The organism is Leptolyngbya sp. PL-A3 (assembly GCF_039962325.1).
Lineage (GTDB): Bacteria > Cyanobacteriota > Cyanobacteriia > Elainellales > Elainellaceae > Vacuolonema.
Map to the genome: position 1 here is coordinate 1 of NZ_JAMPLB010000081.1, position 21,345 is coordinate 21,345.

General features: G+C 49.8%; 16 protein-coding genes and 1 pseudogene. 3 read left to right on the forward strand and 14 right to left on the reverse strand.

Annotation, left to right across the window (positions count from 1 at the left end):
* Positions 1-549 precede the first annotated feature (549 nt).
* The gene (locus tag NDI52_RS30510) at positions 550-1,149 is read left to right on the forward strand and encodes a ParA family protein (protein WP_348256923.1); all 600 of its coding nucleotides are present in this window, start codon (positions 550-552) and stop codon (positions 1,147-1,149) included.
* Positions 1,142-1,906 carry a ParB N-terminal domain-containing protein gene (locus tag NDI52_RS30515; RefSeq protein WP_348256924.1) on the forward strand — a complete coding sequence of 255 codons (765 nt, stop codon included), beginning with the start codon at positions 1,142-1,144 and terminating at the stop codon, positions 1,904-1,906. Before NDI52_RS30510 ends, NDI52_RS30515 begins: the two co-directional genes overlap by 8 nt.
* Before the next feature lie 104 nt (positions 1,907-2,010).
* Here NDI52_RS30515 and NDI52_RS30520 read toward each other — a convergent pair whose 3' ends face one another.
* The 14 genes and pseudogenes from NDI52_RS30520 to NDI52_RS30585 all read right to left on the reverse strand — a co-directional run bounded on the left by NDI52_RS30520 (position 2,011) and on the right by NDI52_RS30585 (position 20,527).
* Entirely contained in the window at positions 2,011-3,030 is a 1,020-nt protein-coding gene (locus NDI52_RS30520; protein ID WP_348256925.1) for a PDDEXK nuclease domain-containing protein, read from the reverse strand.
* 157 nt (positions 3,031-3,187) lie between these two features.
* Positions 3,188-3,386, reverse strand: a pseudogene (locus tag NDI52_RS30525) (type I restriction-modification system subunit M N-terminal domain-containing protein); the annotation flags it as partial.
* A gap of 538 nt (positions 3,387-3,924) precedes the next feature.
* Positions 3,925-7,353, reverse strand: coding sequence for a Calx-beta domain-containing protein (locus NDI52_RS30530; RefSeq protein ID WP_348256926.1), 3,429 nt, complete (start codon positions 7,351-7,353; stop codon positions 3,925-3,927).
* A 142-nt stretch (positions 7,354-7,495) separates the two neighbouring features.
* The gene (locus NDI52_RS30535) at positions 7,496-7,651 is read right to left on the reverse strand and encodes a hypothetical protein (protein WP_348256927.1); all 156 of its coding nucleotides are present in this window, start codon (positions 7,649-7,651) and stop codon (positions 7,496-7,498) included.
* A complete protein-coding gene (locus NDI52_RS30540) occupies positions 7,648-8,490 on the reverse strand; it encodes a sulfotransferase (protein ID WP_348256928.1) in 843 nt (280 codons plus the stop codon). Before NDI52_RS30540 ends, NDI52_RS30535 begins: the two co-directional genes overlap by 4 nt.
* A gap of 1,410 nt (positions 8,491-9,900) precedes the next feature.
* Positions 9,901-10,263 carry a hypothetical protein gene (locus NDI52_RS30545; protein ID WP_348256929.1) on the reverse strand — a complete coding sequence of 121 codons (363 nt, stop codon included), beginning with the start codon at positions 10,261-10,263 and terminating at the stop codon, positions 9,901-9,903.
* 897 nt (positions 10,264-11,160) lie between these two features.
* Entirely contained in the window at positions 11,161-11,685 is a 525-nt protein-coding gene (locus NDI52_RS30550; protein WP_348256930.1) for a hypothetical protein, read from the reverse strand.
* A gap of 442 nt (positions 11,686-12,127) precedes the next feature.
* On the reverse strand, positions 12,128-12,304 hold the full coding sequence (locus tag NDI52_RS30555; RefSeq protein ID WP_348256931.1) for a hypothetical protein: 177 nt from the start codon (positions 12,302-12,304) through the stop codon (positions 12,128-12,130).
* The gene (locus NDI52_RS30560; protein ID WP_348256932.1) at positions 12,301-16,029 is read right to left on the reverse strand and encodes a hypothetical protein; all 3,729 of its coding nucleotides are present in this window, start codon (positions 16,027-16,029) and stop codon (positions 12,301-12,303) included. The genes NDI52_RS30555 and NDI52_RS30560 overlap by 4 nt, the downstream gene beginning before the upstream one ends.
* Before the next feature lie 1,085 nt (positions 16,030-17,114).
* Complete coding sequence (locus tag NDI52_RS30565) at positions 17,115-17,399, reverse strand: hypothetical protein (protein WP_348256933.1); 285 nt, start codon at positions 17,397-17,399, stop codon at positions 17,115-17,117.
* A 43-nt stretch (positions 17,400-17,442) separates the two neighbouring features.
* Positions 17,443-19,104 carry a hypothetical protein gene (locus NDI52_RS30570; RefSeq protein WP_348256934.1) on the reverse strand — a complete coding sequence of 554 codons (1,662 nt, stop codon included), beginning with the start codon at positions 19,102-19,104 and terminating at the stop codon, positions 17,443-17,445.
* Between the two features lie 443 nt (positions 19,105-19,547).
* Complete coding sequence (locus NDI52_RS30575) at positions 19,548-20,009, reverse strand: hypothetical protein (protein WP_348256935.1); 462 nt, start codon at positions 20,007-20,009, stop codon at positions 19,548-19,550.
* Positions 20,010-20,011: 2 nt separating this feature from the next.
* On the reverse strand, positions 20,012-20,350 hold the full coding sequence (locus NDI52_RS30580; protein WP_348256936.1) for a hypothetical protein: 339 nt from the start codon (positions 20,348-20,350) through the stop codon (positions 20,012-20,014).
* 9 nt (positions 20,351-20,359) lie between these two features.
* The gene (locus tag NDI52_RS30585) at positions 20,360-20,527 is read right to left on the reverse strand and encodes a hypothetical protein (RefSeq protein ID WP_348256937.1); all 168 of its coding nucleotides are present in this window, start codon (positions 20,525-20,527) and stop codon (positions 20,360-20,362) included.
* A gap of 205 nt (positions 20,528-20,732) precedes the next feature.
* Here NDI52_RS30585 and NDI52_RS30590 point away from each other — a divergent pair, with 205 nt between their 5' ends.
* Positions 20,733-21,269, forward strand: coding sequence for an HTH domain-containing protein (locus NDI52_RS30590; protein WP_348256938.1), 537 nt, complete (start codon positions 20,733-20,735; stop codon positions 21,267-21,269).
* The last annotated feature ends 76 nt before the right edge of the window (positions 21,270-21,345 follow it).

The window sequence follows — 21,345 nt, forward strand, 5'->3', positions numbered from 1 at the left end:
TTTAATAGTGTCCGCTATGGTGAGTCATGGGAACTGCCTATCGCTACAGGGATCGGTTCATCTATGGGCCATCTCCTCGGGTTCTAGTACCGCTGCTTGCCCAAGTCGATTCGCCTTCCCATCACGAGGTATTACCCTGCCCTCAAAGAGTTTTTGCTCCATTTTATTCGTCTTATGACTGGAAGACGAACGAGTTTATTCCTTCCTTGCTTCCAAGTCTGAGCTGTTGTCGCTTTAAGGCTCTGGCTCAAGTCGCTACAAGTTGCTAGAAGCGAAAAGTTCCGGTAGCAGCCACACGGTTTCCATCACCCCAGCGAGACGGAATCAAGGCGATCGCCTCCCAAACCTCATCTCTATCCCCTGCAAAAGCCAATTAGCATTGAATGTTTTGGAAATTATCCAGCAAGCTGCTGGGTAATTAGAAACCACAGTGCTTTCGACCCCGATAAAGAGGGAAAGAGTTGTTGGATTTTTTGGAGAGCGCAAAGTTTTTGTAAACCGTATCAGTCTAAGCGGTACTATCTGGTTGTCTTGTAGAACTAGAAACAGATGAAGATAGTCACCGTAACCGGGTATAAAGGCGGATGCGGTAAATCAGTAACAGCAATCCATCTGGCTACCTTTTTTAGCGCATTGGGGGATGTTGTTCTGGTAGATGGGGATCCTAATAGAACTTCTATCGCATGGGGTGAAAGAGGGCAGCTCCCCTTTATTGTTGCTGATGAGCGCAAGGCCATGAAAATAGTACAAGGGCGAGATTTCATCGTAATTGATACTCCAGCTCGCCCGGACTCCTCTGACCTTAAGGAACTTGCTGAAGGCGCAGATCTCCTAATCCTGCCTACGCTTCCCGATGTTGTTTCGTTAGAGCCGATGCTACAAACAGCCAGTGACTTGGGCAATGCATCCTACAAAGCCCTACTTACTATTGTCCCGCCAAAACCTAGTAGAGAGGGGGAGACAATGCGCGACGATCTGAAGGCAAATGGTATTCCAGTATTTGATACCATGATTCGACGTACTGCTGGATTTCAAAAGGCAGCGCTGGCGGGTATTCCTATCAGAGAGCTTACGGGGCGCGATCGCCTTGGGTGGCTTGATTACGAATCGCTAGGCAAAGAAATTCTAGAGGTGCTGGGTCATGAATGATCAGAAGGGCAAGTATGGTTCTCTGATCCGAAAAGCTCGACAGCTTGACGACCAAGAGCCTGCTGCTGAGCAATTGGCCATCCGAGAGTCATCAATAGCGCTTGACCAGATTATGGAGAGGACTGTTAGCACTCGACTATTAAGTTCTGAACATGTTCAATCCCTGGCAGAGTCCATTGCTGTCATCGGATTGATTGAACCACTGGCCGTTGATGAGAAGGGGCGACTGTTGGCAGGGGGGCATCGGCTCGCAGCCATCCGTTACCTTAAAGAAGCGAACCCCGATGCTTACACTCAGAATTTTGAAGGCGATCGCATCCCGGTACGGGTGATGCCTTTTGATGCCGAAGTTGCACCGGACTTAGCTTTGCAGGTTGAGGTTGCTGAGAATGAGCAGCGGAGGGATTATACAGTTGCTGAGGTCAAAGCTCTGGCCGAACGGCTTAAGGCAGCAGGATATATCGATCGCAAGGGACGGCCATCCAAGGGTGAAAAGCCTTTACTTCCAGCATTAGAAGTGATTGTAGGCAAGAGCATGAGTACCTTAAAAAGGTACCTTCAAGAGGAGCCTCAGACACCTAAGTCAGAAAATAGCTCAAATGAGCTATTTTCCCAAAAACGTCATCTAAAACAGGCATACAAAGCTTTAGAGAAGTGGCAGCAAGGAACAGAGGGGAGGGATTTGACGATCCAAGAGGAGAAGCTGCTAAAACAACTTCCTGCCTTTCTAAAAATGGTTGAGCGTTTGTCTGAATAGAGCTGAGAGGCACTTTCGGGAAAATAGCTCATTTGAGCTATTTTCCCGAAAGTGTCTCTATAAACCCTTCTGGCAGCTGATAACTACTAATTAGTAATTGGTCATTATTCATGTCCCTCCTCCATTTGCCAAATTTGGGTTAGCTCTCGCCGTAGTTCTTCTTCATTCGGCAAATAAAGCTGATACTTCTGCACAAAAAGCTGGCTATTCATTTGGTACGTGGCGTATTCCACCAATAGTTCATCTTTGTTTCGGGTCAAGATAATTCCAATCGGTGGGTTATCACCTTCGACGTTTTCCTCATTGGCAAAATAGCCCATATACAGATTCATCTGCCCAATATCGTGATGCTGCACCTCATTAATTTTGAGATCCAGCAACACAAAACACCGCAAAATCCGGTGATAAAACACCAAATCCACTCTGTAATGGGTGTTGTTGATGGTGATGCGATACTGCCGCCCAACAAACGTAAAGCCCTTGCCCAACTCCAGCAAAAACTGCTGTAAATGGTCATACAGCAATGACTCTAGCTGAGCCTCTGATGGCAAATGAGATTCTGGGATCTTGAGAAACTCAAACACATAGGGATCGCGCAGGAGATCGCTGGGCTGCTCTACCAATTGCCCCCGCTGCGCCAGCTTCATAATCCCTGCCTTATCCTTACCTGCCGCCAGCCTTAGAAACAGTGCAGTTTCCTTTTGGCGCTTCAGCTCCGGAACTGACCAGCGTTCAGCAATGGCCTGCTTCTCATAGAAACTCCGCTCTAGATCATCATCAATCTTCAGGAGTTCAACATAATGCGACCAACTCAATTGGTGAGAAGGCTTCTGACCAATTGGATAATGCTGGTAAAGCAATCGCATATAAACCAGGTTGCTCCGGCTAAAACCCTTTCCCAACTGGCGTTTCAAGTCCTGGCTTAGATTCTTCAGCAATTGCTGACCATAGGTAGATTTGGCCTTGCCCTCCTGCTCAAACTCCACAATGTATTGGCCAATCAGCCAATAGGTTTCGATCAGTTGCGTATTCACCGCCCGTAACGCTTGAGCACGGCCCCGGGTGTACGCCTCCGCAATCTGGCCTAGCAATCTTTGATAACCGTCGATGGGTTCTAATTCCATACCAACCTCATCTTTTCAAATGCTCCTCCATCTTGTTCGACAACGTCTCTACCTCCTGCAGCAACTGCAGCAACTGCAGCAACGGCTCTGCATAGCGCTCCACGCTACTATGCTCCTCCATTGACGCCTCAAGTTTCTAGCTAATGGCATCCAGGTCAACCTGCAACTTGTCCCGAAACGAGCCACACTCCAGCACCGAGAGCAGGGCATAGGGATCCCGGCACACTTGTCGAAGACATACTTCATGAATAGCAGCGTCGGCCATAATCCTTGTACTGAGGGACATCCATACCGCCGTGCAGTTTATCGCAGCTCGCCCACAGGGAGCTATAGAGTTCGGTCTTCTTGATCACCATTCGGCCCTTCGCTCAGGGTATCTAGCTCAAGTTCTAACCGATTTCTGACCATTTCCGATACAAATGTCGTCAGAAGGAAAAACTTAGGTGAAGAAAAGAGACGGGGCGATTGTTGTGTGGAAGCTCAGCTTGATGGTTGATCCAGAGGCTCTATTGCGCTTGTCGTGTGATGAGAGGACGTAGTCAATTGTCAACTCTTCACCTACTATCGTTAGTTCCTGAGGTAGGGTACTGCTACATGCTCCAACCTTATTTCAGCAAGATATAGTTGCGCTACCCACAACTACTCGTGGCAAACCAGCCTGTCTCATACATTCGTATGTAGGCAAGAAAAAGACTGAGAGGTAGCCTACTGTGATGTTATCTCTATCTAAATCTTATAGAAGTTGTGATTGGTTAATGGTGGACGAGAGAAACACCTTTTGTATAAGGGAAAACTCGGTCGTCAAGGCCGTCGATGCTTAATTTCCGTGAAGGCCACCTTAATTAAAGATAAGAATGACCTTCACTGAAGCAAGCTTTAACGGTTAGACAGGACTCAGACGAAATCTGCCCGAGTGATTTGTCCGACGTTCACGTTTTCCAGCAACATCAGCCGTTCGGTGCCACGGGAAATCAACACACCATTCTGTTGCTGCCCTATGGACAGTTGCCCGAAGGTGAGAGCCCCACCTAACACAATGCGGTCAAACCCATTGGCAAAGTCACGCACCCGGTCGAAGCCCTCCCGTGGGTTCAGGGCAATGCGGTCGCGTCCTGTTCCTGTGACCAGGACATCAAGGCCAAGCCCACCAGTGAGTACATCGTCTCCGGCACCACCCAGCAACGTATCGTTGCCGACCTGCCCAAAGAGGCTATCGTTGCCGATGCCACCTAACAAGGTATCGTTTCCAGCACCTCCGAAGAGGGTATCGTTACCATCTCCGCCATCCAGGCGATCGCTATCCCCGTTCCCTTGTAAGTAGTCATTCCCTGCTCTACCGAATAGGTTGTCATTGCCAGCCCCACCGAAAAGGCGATCGTTCCCAGTTCCACCATCCAGGCGATCGTTACCGGCATTGCCATTCAACACATCACTTCCGGTGCCGCCGAACAGGTTGTCATTGCCAGTGCCACCCAAGAGGCTGTCGTTGTCGGCTCCACCATCCAGGCGATCGTTACCGGCATCACCCTCTAGGCGATCGCTTCCGATACCACCGAGGAGGGTATCATCATCTAGCCCACCGAAGAGGGTATCATTACCCCCAAGACCTTGCACCCAATCATCACCGGCAAGGGCGCGAATCACATCATTTCCTGCGGTTCCGCTCAGGCGATCGGCCAAGGGAGTCGGGCCAACGGGGGGTGTAACAGTATCGTTGTCGGTCGTGGTTACAGAGAGGGTTTGACTGCTCAAACTATCGAAGGCATCATCACTTTGATCGGCAAGCACGCTCAGGGTGATGGTACTGGTTTGATTCCCATCCACGATGAGGTCATCCACTCCGCTAACCGTAACGTCCTGGGGTTGATTCCAGTTGGCTGCCGTAAAGGTGAGAGTGGTGGGTGTCGCCGCCGCTTCACTGGAGTCGCTACTTAAGACCTGTAGCACGACATCAGAAGTGGGCTGGCTATTCAACACCACAGTGAAGGTGCTTGTTGTGCCTGACTCATTCACTGTAGCTGTGGTCTTACTGAGGGTAAAACCAGCCGTATCATCATCGGTGACGGTGACGGCAATATCTCCAGGATTGGCAGCGGCTCCATTGTAGGCACTGTCCGTACTGGTGGGATCGCCCGTGACAATGCTGAGGGTGCGATCGCCCTCTCGAACATTGTTGTTGATGCCGGTTACGGTTACAGTCTGAGGCTGGTTCCAGTTCTGCTCAGTAAACGTCAACGTAGGTTGATCCAGTGAGGCAGCGTTCGTATCGGAAACGGACAACGGCAGAGTAACGGTGCCTGTCGGTACCGTGTTGAGTACGACCGTGAAGGTGGCTGTACCGCCCGCTTCAGGGGTGGTGACACTAGCTATGCTAAAGGTAAATCCGGGCACATCATTATCTGTTGTGGTGACCGCCACGCTCTGGTTTACTAACCCATCAAAAGCATTGTCACTCTCGGCATCTACCACGCTAACGGTGACCGTACTGCTCTGGTTATTATCTGCTAGGTCATCGTTAACTCCTGTTACCGTCACTGTTTGAGCCGTATTCCAATTGTCTGGCGTGAAGGTGAGAGTGGTGGGTGCAGCTGTGGCTTCGCCTGCATCGCTACCAGCAACACTCAAAACCACATTGGAGGTCGGCTGACTATCTAACACCACGGTAAAGGTGTCTGTTGTACCCAATTCACTAACTGTTGCGGTGGTCTTGCTGAGAGTGAAACCCGCAGCATCATTGTCGATGATAGTGAGATTGGCATTCGACTGGTTACCAATTGTGGCATTGCTGACAGGGGTGACGCTGAAGCTAATAACTTCATCCCCCTCAATCCGGTTGTCATCCAGAATAGGAACGGCAATGGTTTTGCTGGCTTCTCCATCCTGGAAAGTGACCGTCAGCGGGAAGCCCGTTGCGGTGAAATCGCCCCCGGATGTGGCTGAACCTCCTGTAAGGCTCACCTCCACTACTGAAACGCCCGTTGTGGTGTTGCGGGTGAGGGTGACAACATTACTGGTACCTACTGCTTCGTTACTGCTGAAGGTGCCGGAAGAAAACTCAACGGTCGGAGCTGGCGGGGCAGTGATACGGGAAATTTGATTACCGAAGAGATCTTCGGTGTCGAGGCCAGTGCCGGAGGTAATGGTATCAGGGGTGGGAGCGGAGTCACTGTTAGTCGCTGCATTGTTACTGCTGAACGTCACAGCGCTGAGTGTCACCGTTGGTAGCGTGGTGGGCATTCCCTGGTTGTTGCCATTGGGGTTTGTTGTGGACTTCATGGCGAAGATGGCACCACCCAATCCCTGACCATTACTCCTTCCTGTCCCGCCTGTAGTGCTGTTACCCGTGAAGCTACTGTTTGTCAGAGACAACGAGCCGCTGCGGACGAAGATAGCACCACCCATCCCTGACCCGCCGCTGCCGCCGCCGCCGCCGCCGTGGTAGCCGTTGTCGCTGAGGCCACCACTGCCGCCACCATAGCCGCCGGTGCCGCCGCTCGCCCTGAACTGATAGTAGAAGGTTCTAGAGTCGCCGCCGCCGCCGCCGCCGCCGCCGAAGCCACCATTGCCGCCAGTACCGCCTCGGTAGCCGCCGCCACCGCCACCGCCACCGCTGCCGAAGCCACCATAGCCGCCATTGCCGCCAAAGCCAAAGTCGCCGGTGCCTCCAGTACCGCCGGTGCCACCGGTGCCGCCACCGCCGCCGCCGCCGCCGCCGTAGTAGCCGTTGCCGTAGCCTCTGCCAACCGTACCTGAGTTACCGCCATTAGCACCTGCTGTGCCTCCAGCACCTACTAGCCCCCTTGATCTGGAATCAAGAGTGGAACTAGAACCCCCATTTCCACCATTGTTTGCAGCAGTTAGAGGAATGAAGTCAGCGCGTCCACCACCTAGGCCATTACCGCTTGGGCCATTGCTTAAGCCATTACCTCCGATCGCCTGGTTATTGGTAAAGGCACTCCCTGTAACGGTCACGGTTCCATCGTAAATAAATAGAGCACCGCCCATACCTGCGCCACCACCAGAACCATCGCCCCCTTGAGCGTGACCATTGGTTAAGGTGAGGTCGCTAATGGTGACACTGCCGCTCTTGATGAAGAAGATGCGGACATCTCCCACATTGCTGATGCCATCGCCATTGGCATCACCGCTGATGGTGAATCCGCCACCATTTATCGTCAGGCTGTGGGCTTCCTCAATAAGAGGCAGGAGGTTTGTTAGGGTGATATTACTAGTAACGGTAACGGTGTCTGCTTCACCGTTTGTATTAGAAGCATTGATAGCTGCTTCTAACTCTGCAAAATTACTTACGCTGAAATTCGCCATACTCTGTATTTCTCCTGGCCTGAGGCCATCGAATGAATAGAAGCTATGAACCTGGGGTCAAACTTTGACCTAAACGGTCTGCAAAATCCGGCTGCCCGATTGATAGGCATGTACAACATCGGCTTGAAATAGCGAGGGAAAGTTAGAAGGTAATGTTGTGCCCCGGCAAGCGCTGGGATAGAAGGCAAGACGCTGATTTGCCCAAAAATTGTTGACCGTCAAGCCGTAGTCGTAGAGATCCACAAACGGCTGACTGGCCTGTCAAAAACATGGTCGCGGCGGTAGCAGGGCGAATCATGCTGGGTTCGTCTGGGGCAGAAGACCAGGGTAAAAGGTTTGATAGAACCAGGGGAACTGTTGTTGAATTTGGGCTTGAATGCGGGAGGGAAGCACGTGAGGCGTGGGGGGTTGAATGCGCGATCGCCGCTTATGGGGGTACTTAAAGCGGTAGTAACTATCGCTTTCGTGAGGCGTTACTGCCAGGTTTTGGGGGTCAAACTCAGCAAGGGACAACTGCAACCAGTCAGTGACGCCTTGCATCACCGCAACCGGTTCCTGCATCAGATGCTCAAACACAATGTAATAAAGGTGTTGTTGCAACTGAGTATCGATGTCTTGCAGGGCTTCAATGGAGCGTAACGGCGCACCAATCACGCCCTGGGTGCCAAAAAGATTATCCGCCCGCTCATAGCGTGATAGATTCGCTAGATGGTCGGGAAAATCGAGCAGAATTGTTTTCTGATGCTGCGCTTCGATAGAGCCGTAAACTTGCCCTAGCTCCCGCACACAGACCAGCATCCGTACACTTGGATCGAGGGCGTGTAGAGTTTCAATGTGGTGCAGCCAGCCGCGATTCTTATCCACGACCCAGGATTTATCGGTTTCAGCGAACCACCCATCTACAAACCCTGTAAATGCGTTGTTTAACCGTCCATAGGTAAGGTCAAAATCGACATCAAGTTGCGATCTCAAAAAGTCATTATCACTAAGCTGATGTCGTAGCCCTACCAAAGTTTGACATAAAGGGGAACTGTGCCCAACACAGTAGAGATCTGGGTGGTGAGACAACAGTTGACATAACAATGTAGAGCCCGCACGAGGCAACCCTGTGACGCAAAGCAAGCGTTTTTTTAACATGGAGTTCCGTTGACGACGGTTCCGTGGTGAAAGGAATAGAGAATTGTAAGAACAGAGAAAGAGGCGATCGCTGAGTTCTAAAGTTATTTACTGGAGAGGTTATATGCAATCGCCAATAATGATTGTCTTTTCTTAAACAGTGTTCCCAAACCTCAGAGAATATCTCTACTGCAAAAATGAATTAGCCAGATTCAGAAATAATCTAATCTTTTATAAAGCCTCTCCTTTCAAGAAAATTGAAGCTGGATCATCCTATTAATCAAGATGGTCTTAGTCCTAAAGGTTAAATCTAGTCTTGCTTTAAAACCCATGGATAAGGATGCCAAAACTCTGGCTTTATACCTTCATTTGTAGCTACCAATAGAGGTGCAGACACTTATTTTTGTAGTGGAAAAGCTGGAATTAATTGTTTTACAAGAAAATTAAGCTTTGAGCAAGCCCTTTATCAAGATATCTAATACAAAGGTTTTTTGAGATCTATTTGTGTAGCTTTATAGTTTCTTTTTCTCATTCTTTATTCTTACTTAAAGATAGGAGATAACCTTACTCAAAAGCGAAGGTTTTGATAAAGAAATAACCATGATTTTACCTAAAAAAACTCGCATATATTTGATAGAAAACTAAAATACTGAGGTTTTCACGGAAGTTGTGCGACCGCGATTCATAGCTTGTCTTTGATCGAAATGCAGTAATTTTAGACGTAGGGTTGTGAGGATCTTGTGGGAGTACGCGACAAGACGCACTATCAAAAGACGGCGACAGAATTATCTCAAAAGCATCTGCTTTAGGTTTCCCGTTTGCTGAGCCAGAGATTGAGCGAAGGAGAGGTGACTAGACGATAAAAGAACGCATCAGCATAGAGTCGCGACAGGATACGTATGAATGAGTCGCCTGCATATTAAGATTTCAGCTTCTCACAGTATCTTATGCGCCCGAGACCTAGTAGTAGTACAAGCTTGGACTGTTTTTGGACTGTGTACTACTCAAAGATCAGTAGTACAACTACCATTTTCCTACTCTTTTAGGAGCTAAAATCCCCACTTTTTCGTGGAGTAGTTGCCGCGCGGAGCAGCTATTCATCAACCATCCTTGGCTTTGGTTTATGTAAAGTAGTTATCACATGGAACATGCACTACCCATGGATAGAATAACATCAAGCCAAGCTTTCATTGCTAAGGGGTACAGGCAGCTATCCTCTACCAGTCTTAACTACATGGTTTATTGGGCATAGGTTCGGTGGCATGTAATAACGCTGTGTTCCTTACCCTGGAGATCGCCTCATTTCCTCTGGCTCTACCTAAAAGTACCGTTACACCACTAAAATCTTGTACGCGCAAGTGGAGCGATCCGTTTTCCCGATGCAACCTAGAATCAGAAAATTGATGGGAAAGGAAGCGTTGAGCTCGTAAACTACAGTTTTTTGTTGAGGCGATCGTCCCCTGTAAGTAGTACCCCCACGGCCAGAGCAGGTACGGGAAGAGGCTGACTAGAAACATAAAAGCTGAGACATCTCGACGGTATGGAACCGTACGGATCATGCAAGTGAGGGTGTCTTACCCACAATGTTCGTGTGCCCGCCACTTCACTGTAACCATCCATTGTGAGACGGAAGTAACGCTCCAGGTATTCAAACTGCTGAAAGCCCGTGAGGTGGAACTGAGGTTGAGTCAGGTTCGTTTTGCTGGGAGTGAGGTTTCTGTGTCGATTTTGGGATAGTGGGCGATCGCGGCTCAGCAAAGGGAAGGCGGCACAACAGATGGTCGCCCCAACCATTGGGCTAAACGCACTTTACCTATATTGGATAAGCGTTATTTACTGTTTCTAGAGAAACGCGATCGCCTATGCAACTCGCTTATAGCGGGAACGGTTGCTTCAATCATTGGGCTAAACGCACTTTACCTATATCGGATAAGCGTTATTTACTGTTTCTGGAGAAACGCGATCGCCTATGCAACTCGGTTATAGCGGGAACGGTCGCTTCAATCATTGGGCTAAACGCACTTTACCTATATTGGATAAGCCTTATTTACTGTTTCTAGAGAAACGCGATCGCCTATGCAACTCGCTTATAGCGGGAGGGGCCACAATTTGTTTTCTAGGATAGTAAAATTAACTGGACTATGCCCTTGAAGGGCGCAATTTCGTATTCGTAAGCCAAAGAGAAAATAGCTAACGCGTTCACGGGCTTTTGATACCCGATTCAGCTACCTTTGTTGTCCTAGTTTTTTTAGCAAAACGTGGTCCTTTTTCTAGAGTTTCCTTGTGCAGGGGCGATTTCTGAGCACAAAAAGCTGATCAGAAGAGGCTGATCAGCAAAAACTGATCAGCCTCTTCTGATCAGCTTTCGTCTAAAGCCTTGAGCTGAAAGGATTTGAGGTAGGTGATCAGACTGATCAGGGGAACTGATCAGCAGGAACGGCTCAAAATCATTGAAAATTCTCTATGCTCTGGGAGACGAGGGCTAGCCCAATTATTGGGCTCTCTCCCACTCCTAGTAGCGACCCACTCAAACGGGCATAGCCCAATTATTGGGTTCTGTTCCACTCCTCGGTCGCTACCAATCCAGATTAAGCTGGCATTACTGAAGCAGTCGCAAATGCAACCAACAATTGCTCCCATAATCGGGCTGAACGCACTTAACCCATATCAGATAAGCGTTAGTTAGTGTTTCTAGCGAAAGCGATCGCTCTGACGACATTGATCAATCCGCTCCTTGAGACGTTGAGCAAAAGCAGTTGGACTGAACCCGGGGATAGACAGGGCAGCATCAATGACCTCATCAATGGTAAGTGGATGATATCGCCGGTATTCCTGAATGAGTTTTAAAGCTGCGGCGAGCGCAGCTTCTCGGGATTTAATCGGACTCGCCATGCCATCGGTAAACAGGTTTTCTATCCCCTGTATTAACAAAGCTTCTACGTCTATCCCCTGCCCGGCCACTATGACCCCATAACGAGGTGGAGGCGGAGACGCGACAGAATGAGAGACCGTTTCTTTATCGCGAGATGCGATCGCTGCCTGCCGGAGTTCTTCCCATCCCCCCTCATTGGCATAACGAATTACCGTAGGAATGCTGCACTGAAATTTTTTGGAAATCTCGACTCTAAGAGCCGTTTTCTTAAGGCCTAGATTGGCCAAATATGCCTGTCGCATACGGCCAATAGTGAATTCATCCAACTTGGGTTTTCTAGCCATTCTGCCTCCTTTACTGATCAATGCCGAAGAAACGGATCAATGCAACTGATCAATGATCCTTCAAACTAACTAGCCTGCAAGGGGTTTACTACATAACATGACTGATCAATGGAAGCCAAATTGATCCCAATGCCTACACTTGCCTTATAGCCATACCTCAACCAACCCAATTAGAAAAAGCCTTATACCAGCACAATAATTGTGCTGTCTCGCCACAAGCGGTCTAGAACTAAATGCACCGCTTGCTGTACCGCCACCAGATCGCCTGAATCTTATTTCCCCATCGCTTGGCTCCAGTTGTATCTAAAACTAGAGATAATTGAATTTCGTCTTTGTGATTACGTAGAAGGAACTTTCCAGTCATGGGGAAGAGCACAATAATTGTGCTCTTCCCAGGCCGTTTCGATCCTAGGGGCTTGGTTCTAAGGAAGGGTTTAAGGACTCATGCTGCGATCGTACCTCCCACTAATGGCGTGAGTTGTTCTAGGGAAAAGGTGCCATAGAATCGCCAGTCATCACCACGCACTACCGCTTCACCTGGCCAGGGAATTCGTTCAACGGTGCCAATACCCAAAGGCGTGAGGGTGCGATCGCCCGCTTCTAGGGGAGGCCACATCATGCGATCGCCTCCATTAGCTCTTTCCCTTGAGATTCTAGAGATTGAAGGAAGGGTTGAGGAAGGTAACTGGAAAGATAGCCAATCAGCTTTGCCAGGACTGTAGCAGGAACCGCCGAGAGCATTGCGCTATCTCTGAAAACTGCTTTAAGACTTTGGTATCCAAGTATTTCAGCAACTTCAGCAAAGGTTTCAAGTGCCTCTTCCAATTCAGTACCAGCATCCAGGTCTTTCACCAATTCAGGAAAAACTACGTAAGCCATTGTGACTTGATCAGGGGTAAGGTCTGAAAGTTTAGTTTGGTTATTTAAAGCCTTATATAACCAAACTAAACTTTTTGTGAGGTGCCTGAAATCGCCTAAATTCAGCTCTTTTACTAGGGGACCTACGATTTGACTAACTCTCGTGCTGTTTACGCCTACTTGCGATGCGATTGCTTTTTGAGTAGGCCGCTCACCTGCCTTGATAGCTGATGCGATCGCCTCCCATACCCCTCGCTGTTTTTGCTCACCTTTGGGAGCCGCCTGGGGGCAAATGTCATAGGCATCTACCACTTCCACGACGCACCCAGGAAAATACTCCTGGATGGTTTCAATTTGTCCCTGTGAGAGGTCACTCAGGATATAGTGGGTGATTTGTTCATCGGAGCGATGCTGCGCCCTACTACGCCCACCTCCCTGTAGGATTTCAGTCGTGACCATGCGGTTCACCGATGCCCAAAATTTAAGAGGTGCCGTTTCTGCGGTGTAGGACTGCCCTGTTCTCAGGTGCCACTGAGACAGCAGATCCCCAATGTTTTGGACAGGGGTACCAACAGAAAACAGTAGGCTGCATTCCTTAAACCGATTTGTGTTTCGTCCATCGTGGAAGTGATACCCAGTAAGGAATGCGCGTGCCTTCTGTCCTATGGCTCTGGTTGCATAACGGTCGATGTAGGATTTTAGGTCCAGCAAACCGATCTGAATATCGGGATTGGTCGCGATCGCCTCATGAGCGACATGTTCGACCAGCGCCAGGATCCGTTGCATGGTGCTGTATGGGCTTTCAGTGACAACCCCATTCTGGTAATGCTCACGGTTCTGTCCTGCCCGACCAAAACCCTTCACGACTTTGAAGGTGAGGTTATGGAATGAGGGCTTCGGTGAGGTGAGGCTGACGATGTCGCCTTCATCAATGCCCATCTTACGAGCCAACTCCCGCCGATCTGGGGTGGCATCCATCAAGAAAGCTGTCTTCAACTTGGCCAAGGTGCGACCGTGACGGCGATCGCGGTAACGGAAGCGAATCTTCTTGCCGGTGATACTGACATCCACCCGTCCACGTCCATCCATGACCTTGAGGAGTCGAGGAAGTACGCCAATGGTGAGGCACTTCTTTACAAGTTCCTTGCGTTGTTCTGGCTCAGGAGCGTCCTGTAACTGTGCTTCAATATCTCGTCTGATGGCGTGCTGAAGCCGTCCTGCAATCTGGTTGATCGTGGGAATCTCCCATATATCGGGGGCCTCATTCCCCGTCCAAAACTGCTCCAGGATCAGTGCTTGAATCGCTTGGCGATCGGGTAGATATTCCATTAACTGGGCATGGGTGAGACCATATCGCCCTTGTTCCTCGATGGCATACTGGAGGCCATGCTTAATGGCTTTCAATACTGAGGATACCTGGGAGTAAAAGATAGGGTCAGTCTTGAGGAGCTCACCTGCTTCCTTCTCAATCGCAGAGATGGGAGATTCTCGGGTCACATCTCCTTCTATCGCCCGCCCTGCTTCATCAATGAATCCGATAACATTTTCTCCCTCATTCACTGAGATTTTAGAAATGTGGGTGCGCAGGACAGGCTCACTCTGTTGCTCAGTAAGCGCTACCAGATAAGGGCAGTTGCCGCCTTGAAACTGTGTGCAGTTCTCACAGAATGGTGAATCATTGCCCCTGCCCATGGTGAATCCTTGAGCATTGAGTATTTGATAAGCATCTTCATGGATGCACAGACCCGGAATATCGGGAGTTTCTCCAGGCATCGCGCGCCGCTTGTATGGATTTCCTAATGGAGTAGTTTTGGTGGTATCCAGCATTTCGCCTGCTCCGGATACCGCCTGAGGGAGAGCTTCTAGCCATTCATGAGAAGGTCTGCGGTAGTCATCTGAGGCATAAACCCCTTTCCAGATTGGAGTTTCCTCTGTTTTGTTATCGTCCATAGCAGCCAGCATGGACTGCATGACTTCCCAATTCTCGAAGAACTCTCCAGCGGTTCTAGATTTGCCACCGCCGACGACATCGCAGATGAGGACATAGGGAAACTCATGCTTAATAAGTTCTAAACACACCAACATCCGATCGTCCGGTTGAACCACTAGGGTTGGTCTACCCCTGTCGATCCACTCCTTAATAGTCGGTACGGTGGAAGGCGTAACATGCATCTCCAGCCGCCCATCATTGCGACGGTCATATAGTGCTATTGCCCCCGCTGCCGGATCTACTGTGGCCTGTGCCTCGGTCTGAGAAGATTGGCGACTGAATCCTTTGGGTGCGGTATTGCGCTGCCCAAGGGAATGCTTAAAACACCGTTCGATCAGTTCCAGGTTTTGCTTTCTACGAAACTGTTCAGCCAACTGCTGTTGCCGATTGGCTGCTGGCGACATTTCCCGAAATTCTTCCCAGGTGATGAGCCGTGCTGATGCCAGCACCTCATCCGATACTTCGTCAATGTCCTGGCCCTTGCTCCGCTGCCCCCACCAGAGCACCTGAAGTCTTGGCACCATAGCTGCAAGCTTTTCATACTGCTGCATGACGTGAGGGTTAGCGATCGCCCCCCCATCGGGTAACAGGACAGGGATCCGCCCGCTTTCCAGTGCTGCCTTTACCTGAGACTGGCTGCCCGCAAACTGACCACCAGCAGCACCAATGACCGGGCACCCTAACCGTTTAGCTGCAAGGTGAGGTTTGGGGCCAGTGCCTTCAGAAAATCCCTGCCAACTGCGAGTGATGGATTCTGGGGTGATGTGGGCAAGGGGAATCTCACCGTTAGGTAAGCGATAGTTACCCTCGACGGATAACCAGCGATACTTGCTCTTCGTTTCCCCTCGTACTCGTAGCTGCATGGCCCAAATTTGGCCGTTAGCATTGCGAATGGGGTAAATATAGCCATCGGCATCTATGAGCAGCGATCGCCCGTCGCGGGCAACTCCAGGCAGATTAGATGGGAACTGCTCTGGAAGTCGTTGCCCCTTCACCACTGAACGGAACCCGATCCGCTCAATATCAGTAAGGCTGAAGTCTCGACTGGTGAGATCTTTGATGTCTGCTGGGGTCAGTGGTGGTAGCACCTCCAGCAACCGGCTGAAATGGTGGTGACGGTTAGAAACGGGCATTGATGCCGCCGCCCGCCGCCGCTCCGCTTCCTGATGCAACGTCCGCTCTGCCTGCCGCCGTCGTAACCATTCCGCCCGATCTGTTTCCGTTTGGGAATCTGCGATCGCACGGTCAGTGAATATTCCGAAGCCGTTCTTATCCTCACCCAGGAACTTAAACCTTGGATTATCGGCTTTACCACGGCAAAAGATTTTCTCCGTCTGCCCGCTCTGTCGGCATTCATTGCGATGGTCGCCACAAACAGGGCAAAGGCTAGAAGGCTTGTTGAATCGAATCCAACCAGATATGAGGGTCATCGTACCAAACCCCCACGCTCGTAAAACCCCCAGCTCAATTCCTGAAAAGACTGATCCTCGATCCACAGCAGTAGATCAACGGCTAGCGATCGTTCATACGCGTAGGGAACTCTTAACCCTATTTGAGCCTCTTTTTGGGATAAGTTAGGCTTGTATTGATATGCGTAAGCTGAGTTAGCTGAGCTCTCTAGTGAATGGCAGTTTTCCCAATTGGAATAAGGGATTTCTTGTTGTCGCGAAGTGCAAAAATCGTTTAAAATGGACAAGAGTATCCTCCTGTTAGGGTACTAGTCCAGCCATTTCTGTCGCAAGCTCAAACTTTTCCAGGGCGAGAGCTTACGCAAGGCTGGTTGATTCGGATGAAACTAAATGTTCCGTTCTTTAAACCTCTGATAGGTTGCACCCTGTCAGAGGTTTTGATTTTGTTGTTTGGCCTAAGCCTTTTGGCCCTCTTTAGAAATAAAAAATTTGCTACTGCCCCTCAAGAGCTGATTGCAATAACTGCTTGCAAGTGCCTCAAAAGCCATTTTCTATCTTCTACCCTCTTGCTTTAGATCCGAGAGCCCTCGGCGAATTACGTTTGAGATAAAAGCGTTTCTGCTATCTCCTGTTTCTCTCGCGAGTTTGTCAATTAGGACAAACTCGCTTTCTCGAATTGCGATTCCAAATCGAATAAGACGCTCTGTTGAGCGTGCTTGGTATCGACCGAGGTTGATCTGCTCCTGCTTCCGCACTAAACCCTCCTTTGACTACTGAAATTCTAGCACTGTTGCAACTTTTTTTTAGCGCTCAAATCCTTTTTCGTTAATCGTTTTCGATTAACGTAATTGTCAAAAACGTTAATCGTTTTCGATTAACGTTTTTGACAATCGCGTTAGAAGAAACTTTGTTTGATATCTCCTTTTCTTTTGCTCGTTGTTGGAAAAAGAGATTTTCTATGTACTATTTTCTTGCAGCATCTTCCTGTAAGTGTTTTTGAGGATTTTATTAAGAAATTTAGGTTTGGATCTTTCCATTTCTCCTTTCCACAATACTCTGGACAGTTTTTCTGAAACCCTTGATTTTGCGTGCGCTTCGCGCACGCAAAATCAAGGGTTTCAGAAAAACTGTCCGAACTAATGCTTTCCAATCTGCTATAAAAAGGTGATCAGCTAACTATCACCTCCTTCATCTCCTGGCAGGGCATACGGATCAGCCCCAAATTCTGCCAGTTGCCATCGCAGCTTTATATTCTCGCGTCGAAGGTCATCGTCCTCAGCCAACAGCATTCCAATAGCTTCTAGGTCGCGGTCAGATAGGCGAGCACTCAACTGCTGATCTCGCTCATCCTCACTCCACGTAATGCCGAAGGCAGCATCAAAGCGACTTTGCTTAGGGTTGCACAAATTTCCTGAAAAACCCAACTGATAAGAGGCGATCGCCCCCATCTCACGCACAAGGGCTTATCCTCATGTGCTCAGGTTTTCCGGTTCTATTCGCTCAACAGAAACTCGGTGGAAGACTTGAGGGAGGGAGTGTGAGCACTCCTGGATTGAGTTGTGCCCAAGCGATCGCCTCTGCTACTAAAATCGGGTCTCCTGAATCTAGATAACGTTGCATCCGTTCAATATGACGTTGCTGTTGACCCTCTAAGCGAATACGCCGTTGGTTCTCGATCGCTTCCTGATTTGCGGCTCCTTGCACCAGCTCAAAAATGCTCAATTGCTCAGGGCTAAAATTACACCCTGGTTCTTGGTTGAGACTAACTGAATTGCTGAAAGCCCTATTCTGTAAGTCATTACACTCATCTCTTGCCAATAAGCTTGTAGCACTCTGGGCGCTGTTTTTTTCTTGCGCCCGGTTGCTATCTAGAAGCTGGGGGAGTACGGGGGGGATTTCCACAGGCTCAATGGTGGCTTCCAGGAGGTGTGCTGGGTGCCACAAGTCACGGTGGCGGTAGAGGGTGCTGCCACTTACGTGATACTGGGTCAATGCGATAAAGCGCTCTGTGGTTCTGGCGGGTAGAGTCCCTTTGCTAATCAGGTCGGCGACCGCCTGCTGAATTTTTTCTCGTGCTGTGAGAGACTGCTGCTCATTCCACGTCAACTGTTCTTCTGCATCTGCTGGTTGCAGGGTGCTGAGGGTGCTGCTCTTGGAACCGTAATGGAAATAGCGGCTCCTTTCGATGGAGCGTGCCCATTCCTCGGCCCGTTTGTGAATTTCATGTTGGTGGCGACACCACTCTCCATAGCCAGGAAGGGCCGTGGCTACTTTGACAATTTGTTGCACCAGGTCGACGCCTTCTAACGGAGGAACGCCAGCGAGAATGTGACCAAAAATGTATTCGCGGAGAGCAATGCGACCCAGGAGTCGATTCGTTTGCCCATGGTCTAACCACCCCTTTTCAATTTCGGTGTGGAGATCATGGAGGAATTTGGTTGCTTTGGCAGAGACTCTTTCTTGTCGACGGCGATAGGTTTTGAGAAGTTGCTGGATCGCTGCTTGAGTGACCTCGTTGTGATCTTGGCAAAACTTCCAGCGTCGTACGAATTCTGCTTGCGAACTGTAGATCGGTTCCCAGTCCCCATTGAGTAAGTAGGAACCGCTTTGCAGCGGTAGGCGATGACCGTTGAAGAGCTGAGGTTTGCTGTTGGGGATGTAAGGTTTGGGGTCTGGAAAGATTTCCAGTTGTCCAGATGCTACCTTGAATCCTTTGAGTTCGACGAGGGTTTCGATCGCCATAGCCAAAGAGCTGCACTTTTGCGCCTGGGCAAAGGGTAGGTAGATGTGGATGCCGCCGCTGTAGGAGCTGGAGAGGATAAGGCTGTGGGTGATACCTAACTCTTCCAGGCTTTCTAGGATGCGTCCGATGGCAAAAGGGTCACGTTTGGGATGGTAGGTGCTGTTGATGTCGATGTCGAGCAGGGCGTAGTGGGTTTCTTTGCCGAAGCGAACCCCATAGAGGCAGTTGCCCTGCTCGATCATGCGATCGCTCAAGGGGTGACGGGTTTCGGTTTGCCACTCAACAGGATGGTTGGGAAGTGGGACGCGTGCCCAGATGTAATCAAAGCGGTGGGGGAAGAGAGCGAGAAACGGATTGCTCTCTTCGATGTAAAGAGAGGGCGATCGCTCAGACCGCGGAGGAGAGGGAGCTTCTGACATAGGTAATGAATCCCAAAAGTTAGGTGGGAAAAGGGTTCAGAACGCTATGTCGGAGGTTCTTGTCAGGAAGCGAAGTGGAAGGATTTTGTACAAAATTCTGAAAAAAAGTTGCAAAAATCCGTTGCTCGCCTTTAAGATTGGCATAGCGTTTTTTGAAGCACTAACTGTCGGCCGCCAAACCTTGGGTTAGTCTTCTGTTGCAGCTAAATTAATAAAGCCTTTGAAACTTCAACTGTTTGCAGCAGTTGGAGTTTTTGGCTTTCTAGGGAGTGAGCTAGAACATGATGTGCTCTCCTGAATCGAAACGAACAAACTTGTAACTTGCGAACTACTACCCCTAGTGTGATAAGGGTGGTTAATTCGCTTCTGAGAAGTATACGTGATCTCTCTTCGATCTCGATACCCTTCAAACCTTTTGATCTCACCCTTTCTCATGAGATTCCTCACCTTCTGACCAGACTCTGTTCTTTGGCTTGGGCGACCCCGGCCATTTTCCAGTTCAAGGTCTTCAGATAAAACTTGGAGTTATGGGGCCAGAGGCAGGCTTCACCCTCAAATGCTTCACAAAATTGACCTGTTGCGAGTAAGTAGAGTCGATCGCCCAGATCCCCATCTATTGGGTCATGAGGCAGGGTGCGGAGCAGCCATTGGGCGGTTAGCTGTAGGCGAATGAGCTTGCCGTCGTTGGCCCAATCATCCAGAATGCGCCAAATGTCTTGAATCCATCCGGGATGGCTCCAGTACGTCTCACCCGCATCAATCATGGCGATCGCCACATCGGGCGAATACTCATACTCATCAGGGAGGGTTTGCGGTAGCGATGGGTCGAACCATTGTGCCCATTCGTTTTCCAGCCGCATTCCAACTTCAAATGCTTCACAGAATCGGGTCTTTAAGGCGCTCATCGCTAAGACCCCCAGATTTGTTTGGTGACGTTCAGTGCGTGTCTAGCCCGATCGCTCACATCGGCTTCCGTTTCACGAGTCACCGTCGTGCTGTACTCGTAATTGGCGATCGCACTCCGCAGCATGGCTGCGTCGTCAATCGTGCAGAGGTCTTTAGGCCGATAGCCAGTGACCGCCACGATGATGGCTTCGAGGTCTTTGATACGGACGCCGCGTTCCTGCATGAAGCTCATAAAGTCATGACCAGACTGGCGGCACTTGCCCTCTAGTTCCCAGTCTTCGAGTTGCTCGACCCATTCATCGATGAGGGCCAGCAATTCCGTGAGTTCACGTTTGCTCATGCGATCGCCTCACTTCTTAGCCTTGGCTGCTTCTAAGGTCCAATCTTCCATTTCCCGTTCCAATAGGTAGCTGATGAGATTGGAGAGCGATCGCCCCTCAAACTCAGCTCGTTGCTCTAGTTTTGCTGCCAGTTGGTCGCTGACGCTGGCAAAGACACGCTTAGCCAAGGTTTCCATCACTAAAAAGGCTCCCTAGATAGTAGCGCTTGTACACGTAGATCGATACGTCTGCACTTTATGATTGCATATTTGCAATCAAATGCTACTATTCCGGAAAGTGCCTGGAAATCTTTTTCCACCCCATAAGAGCTGTAAGCCCTTATCTAGGAAGGTTTTAGGGGTGGTAAGTGACTGGAAACAACTGTAAAGAGAGGTTTACACAATGCCAGATCTATCGATTCGCCAATTGGCTGAAAAGCTCAATGTTTCGCATACTGCGGTTCGCAATGCGATGGCCGACATCGAAGCGGAAAGTGGAATCAAGATGGGCACTGCCCAGGGGACTGGAAAGGCCACTTTGCTGAAAGAGTCTGAGCAGGCTCAGATTGCTCAACGCTTCTACAGGCCAGCAGCTGATGCTCCGACGGGTTCAGATGGGACTGTCCTGCATCAGGCTGGTATGACCTATGGCATTCCTGGCCTGGTGCCTCACAATGCCCATTCGGTGCAGTGGGATCTGGAGGCGATCGCCACCTCTAAACACCAGCACCAGCAGACCGGACAGAATGCTGTCCTGAACGCAGCCCACCTGGTGCAGCAATTTGCTGCATTCAAAGCCGTTCAGACGATCCATGAAATTGACGCGGTGTTCGAAGGCATTAAAGCCAGCGCCATTAACCAGAGTGTGTCTGTGCTGGGAAAGCAATCTGCCGCCGACCCCGCCGAGCCAGAACCGTCGGTGCCCTCGCTGCGCTCGTAATGCTGCTGCTGGGGGCATTCGCCCTTATCAGCCTCTATTGTCATGTTTCTGAAAATCCTCAAGGAGAGCGAACGCC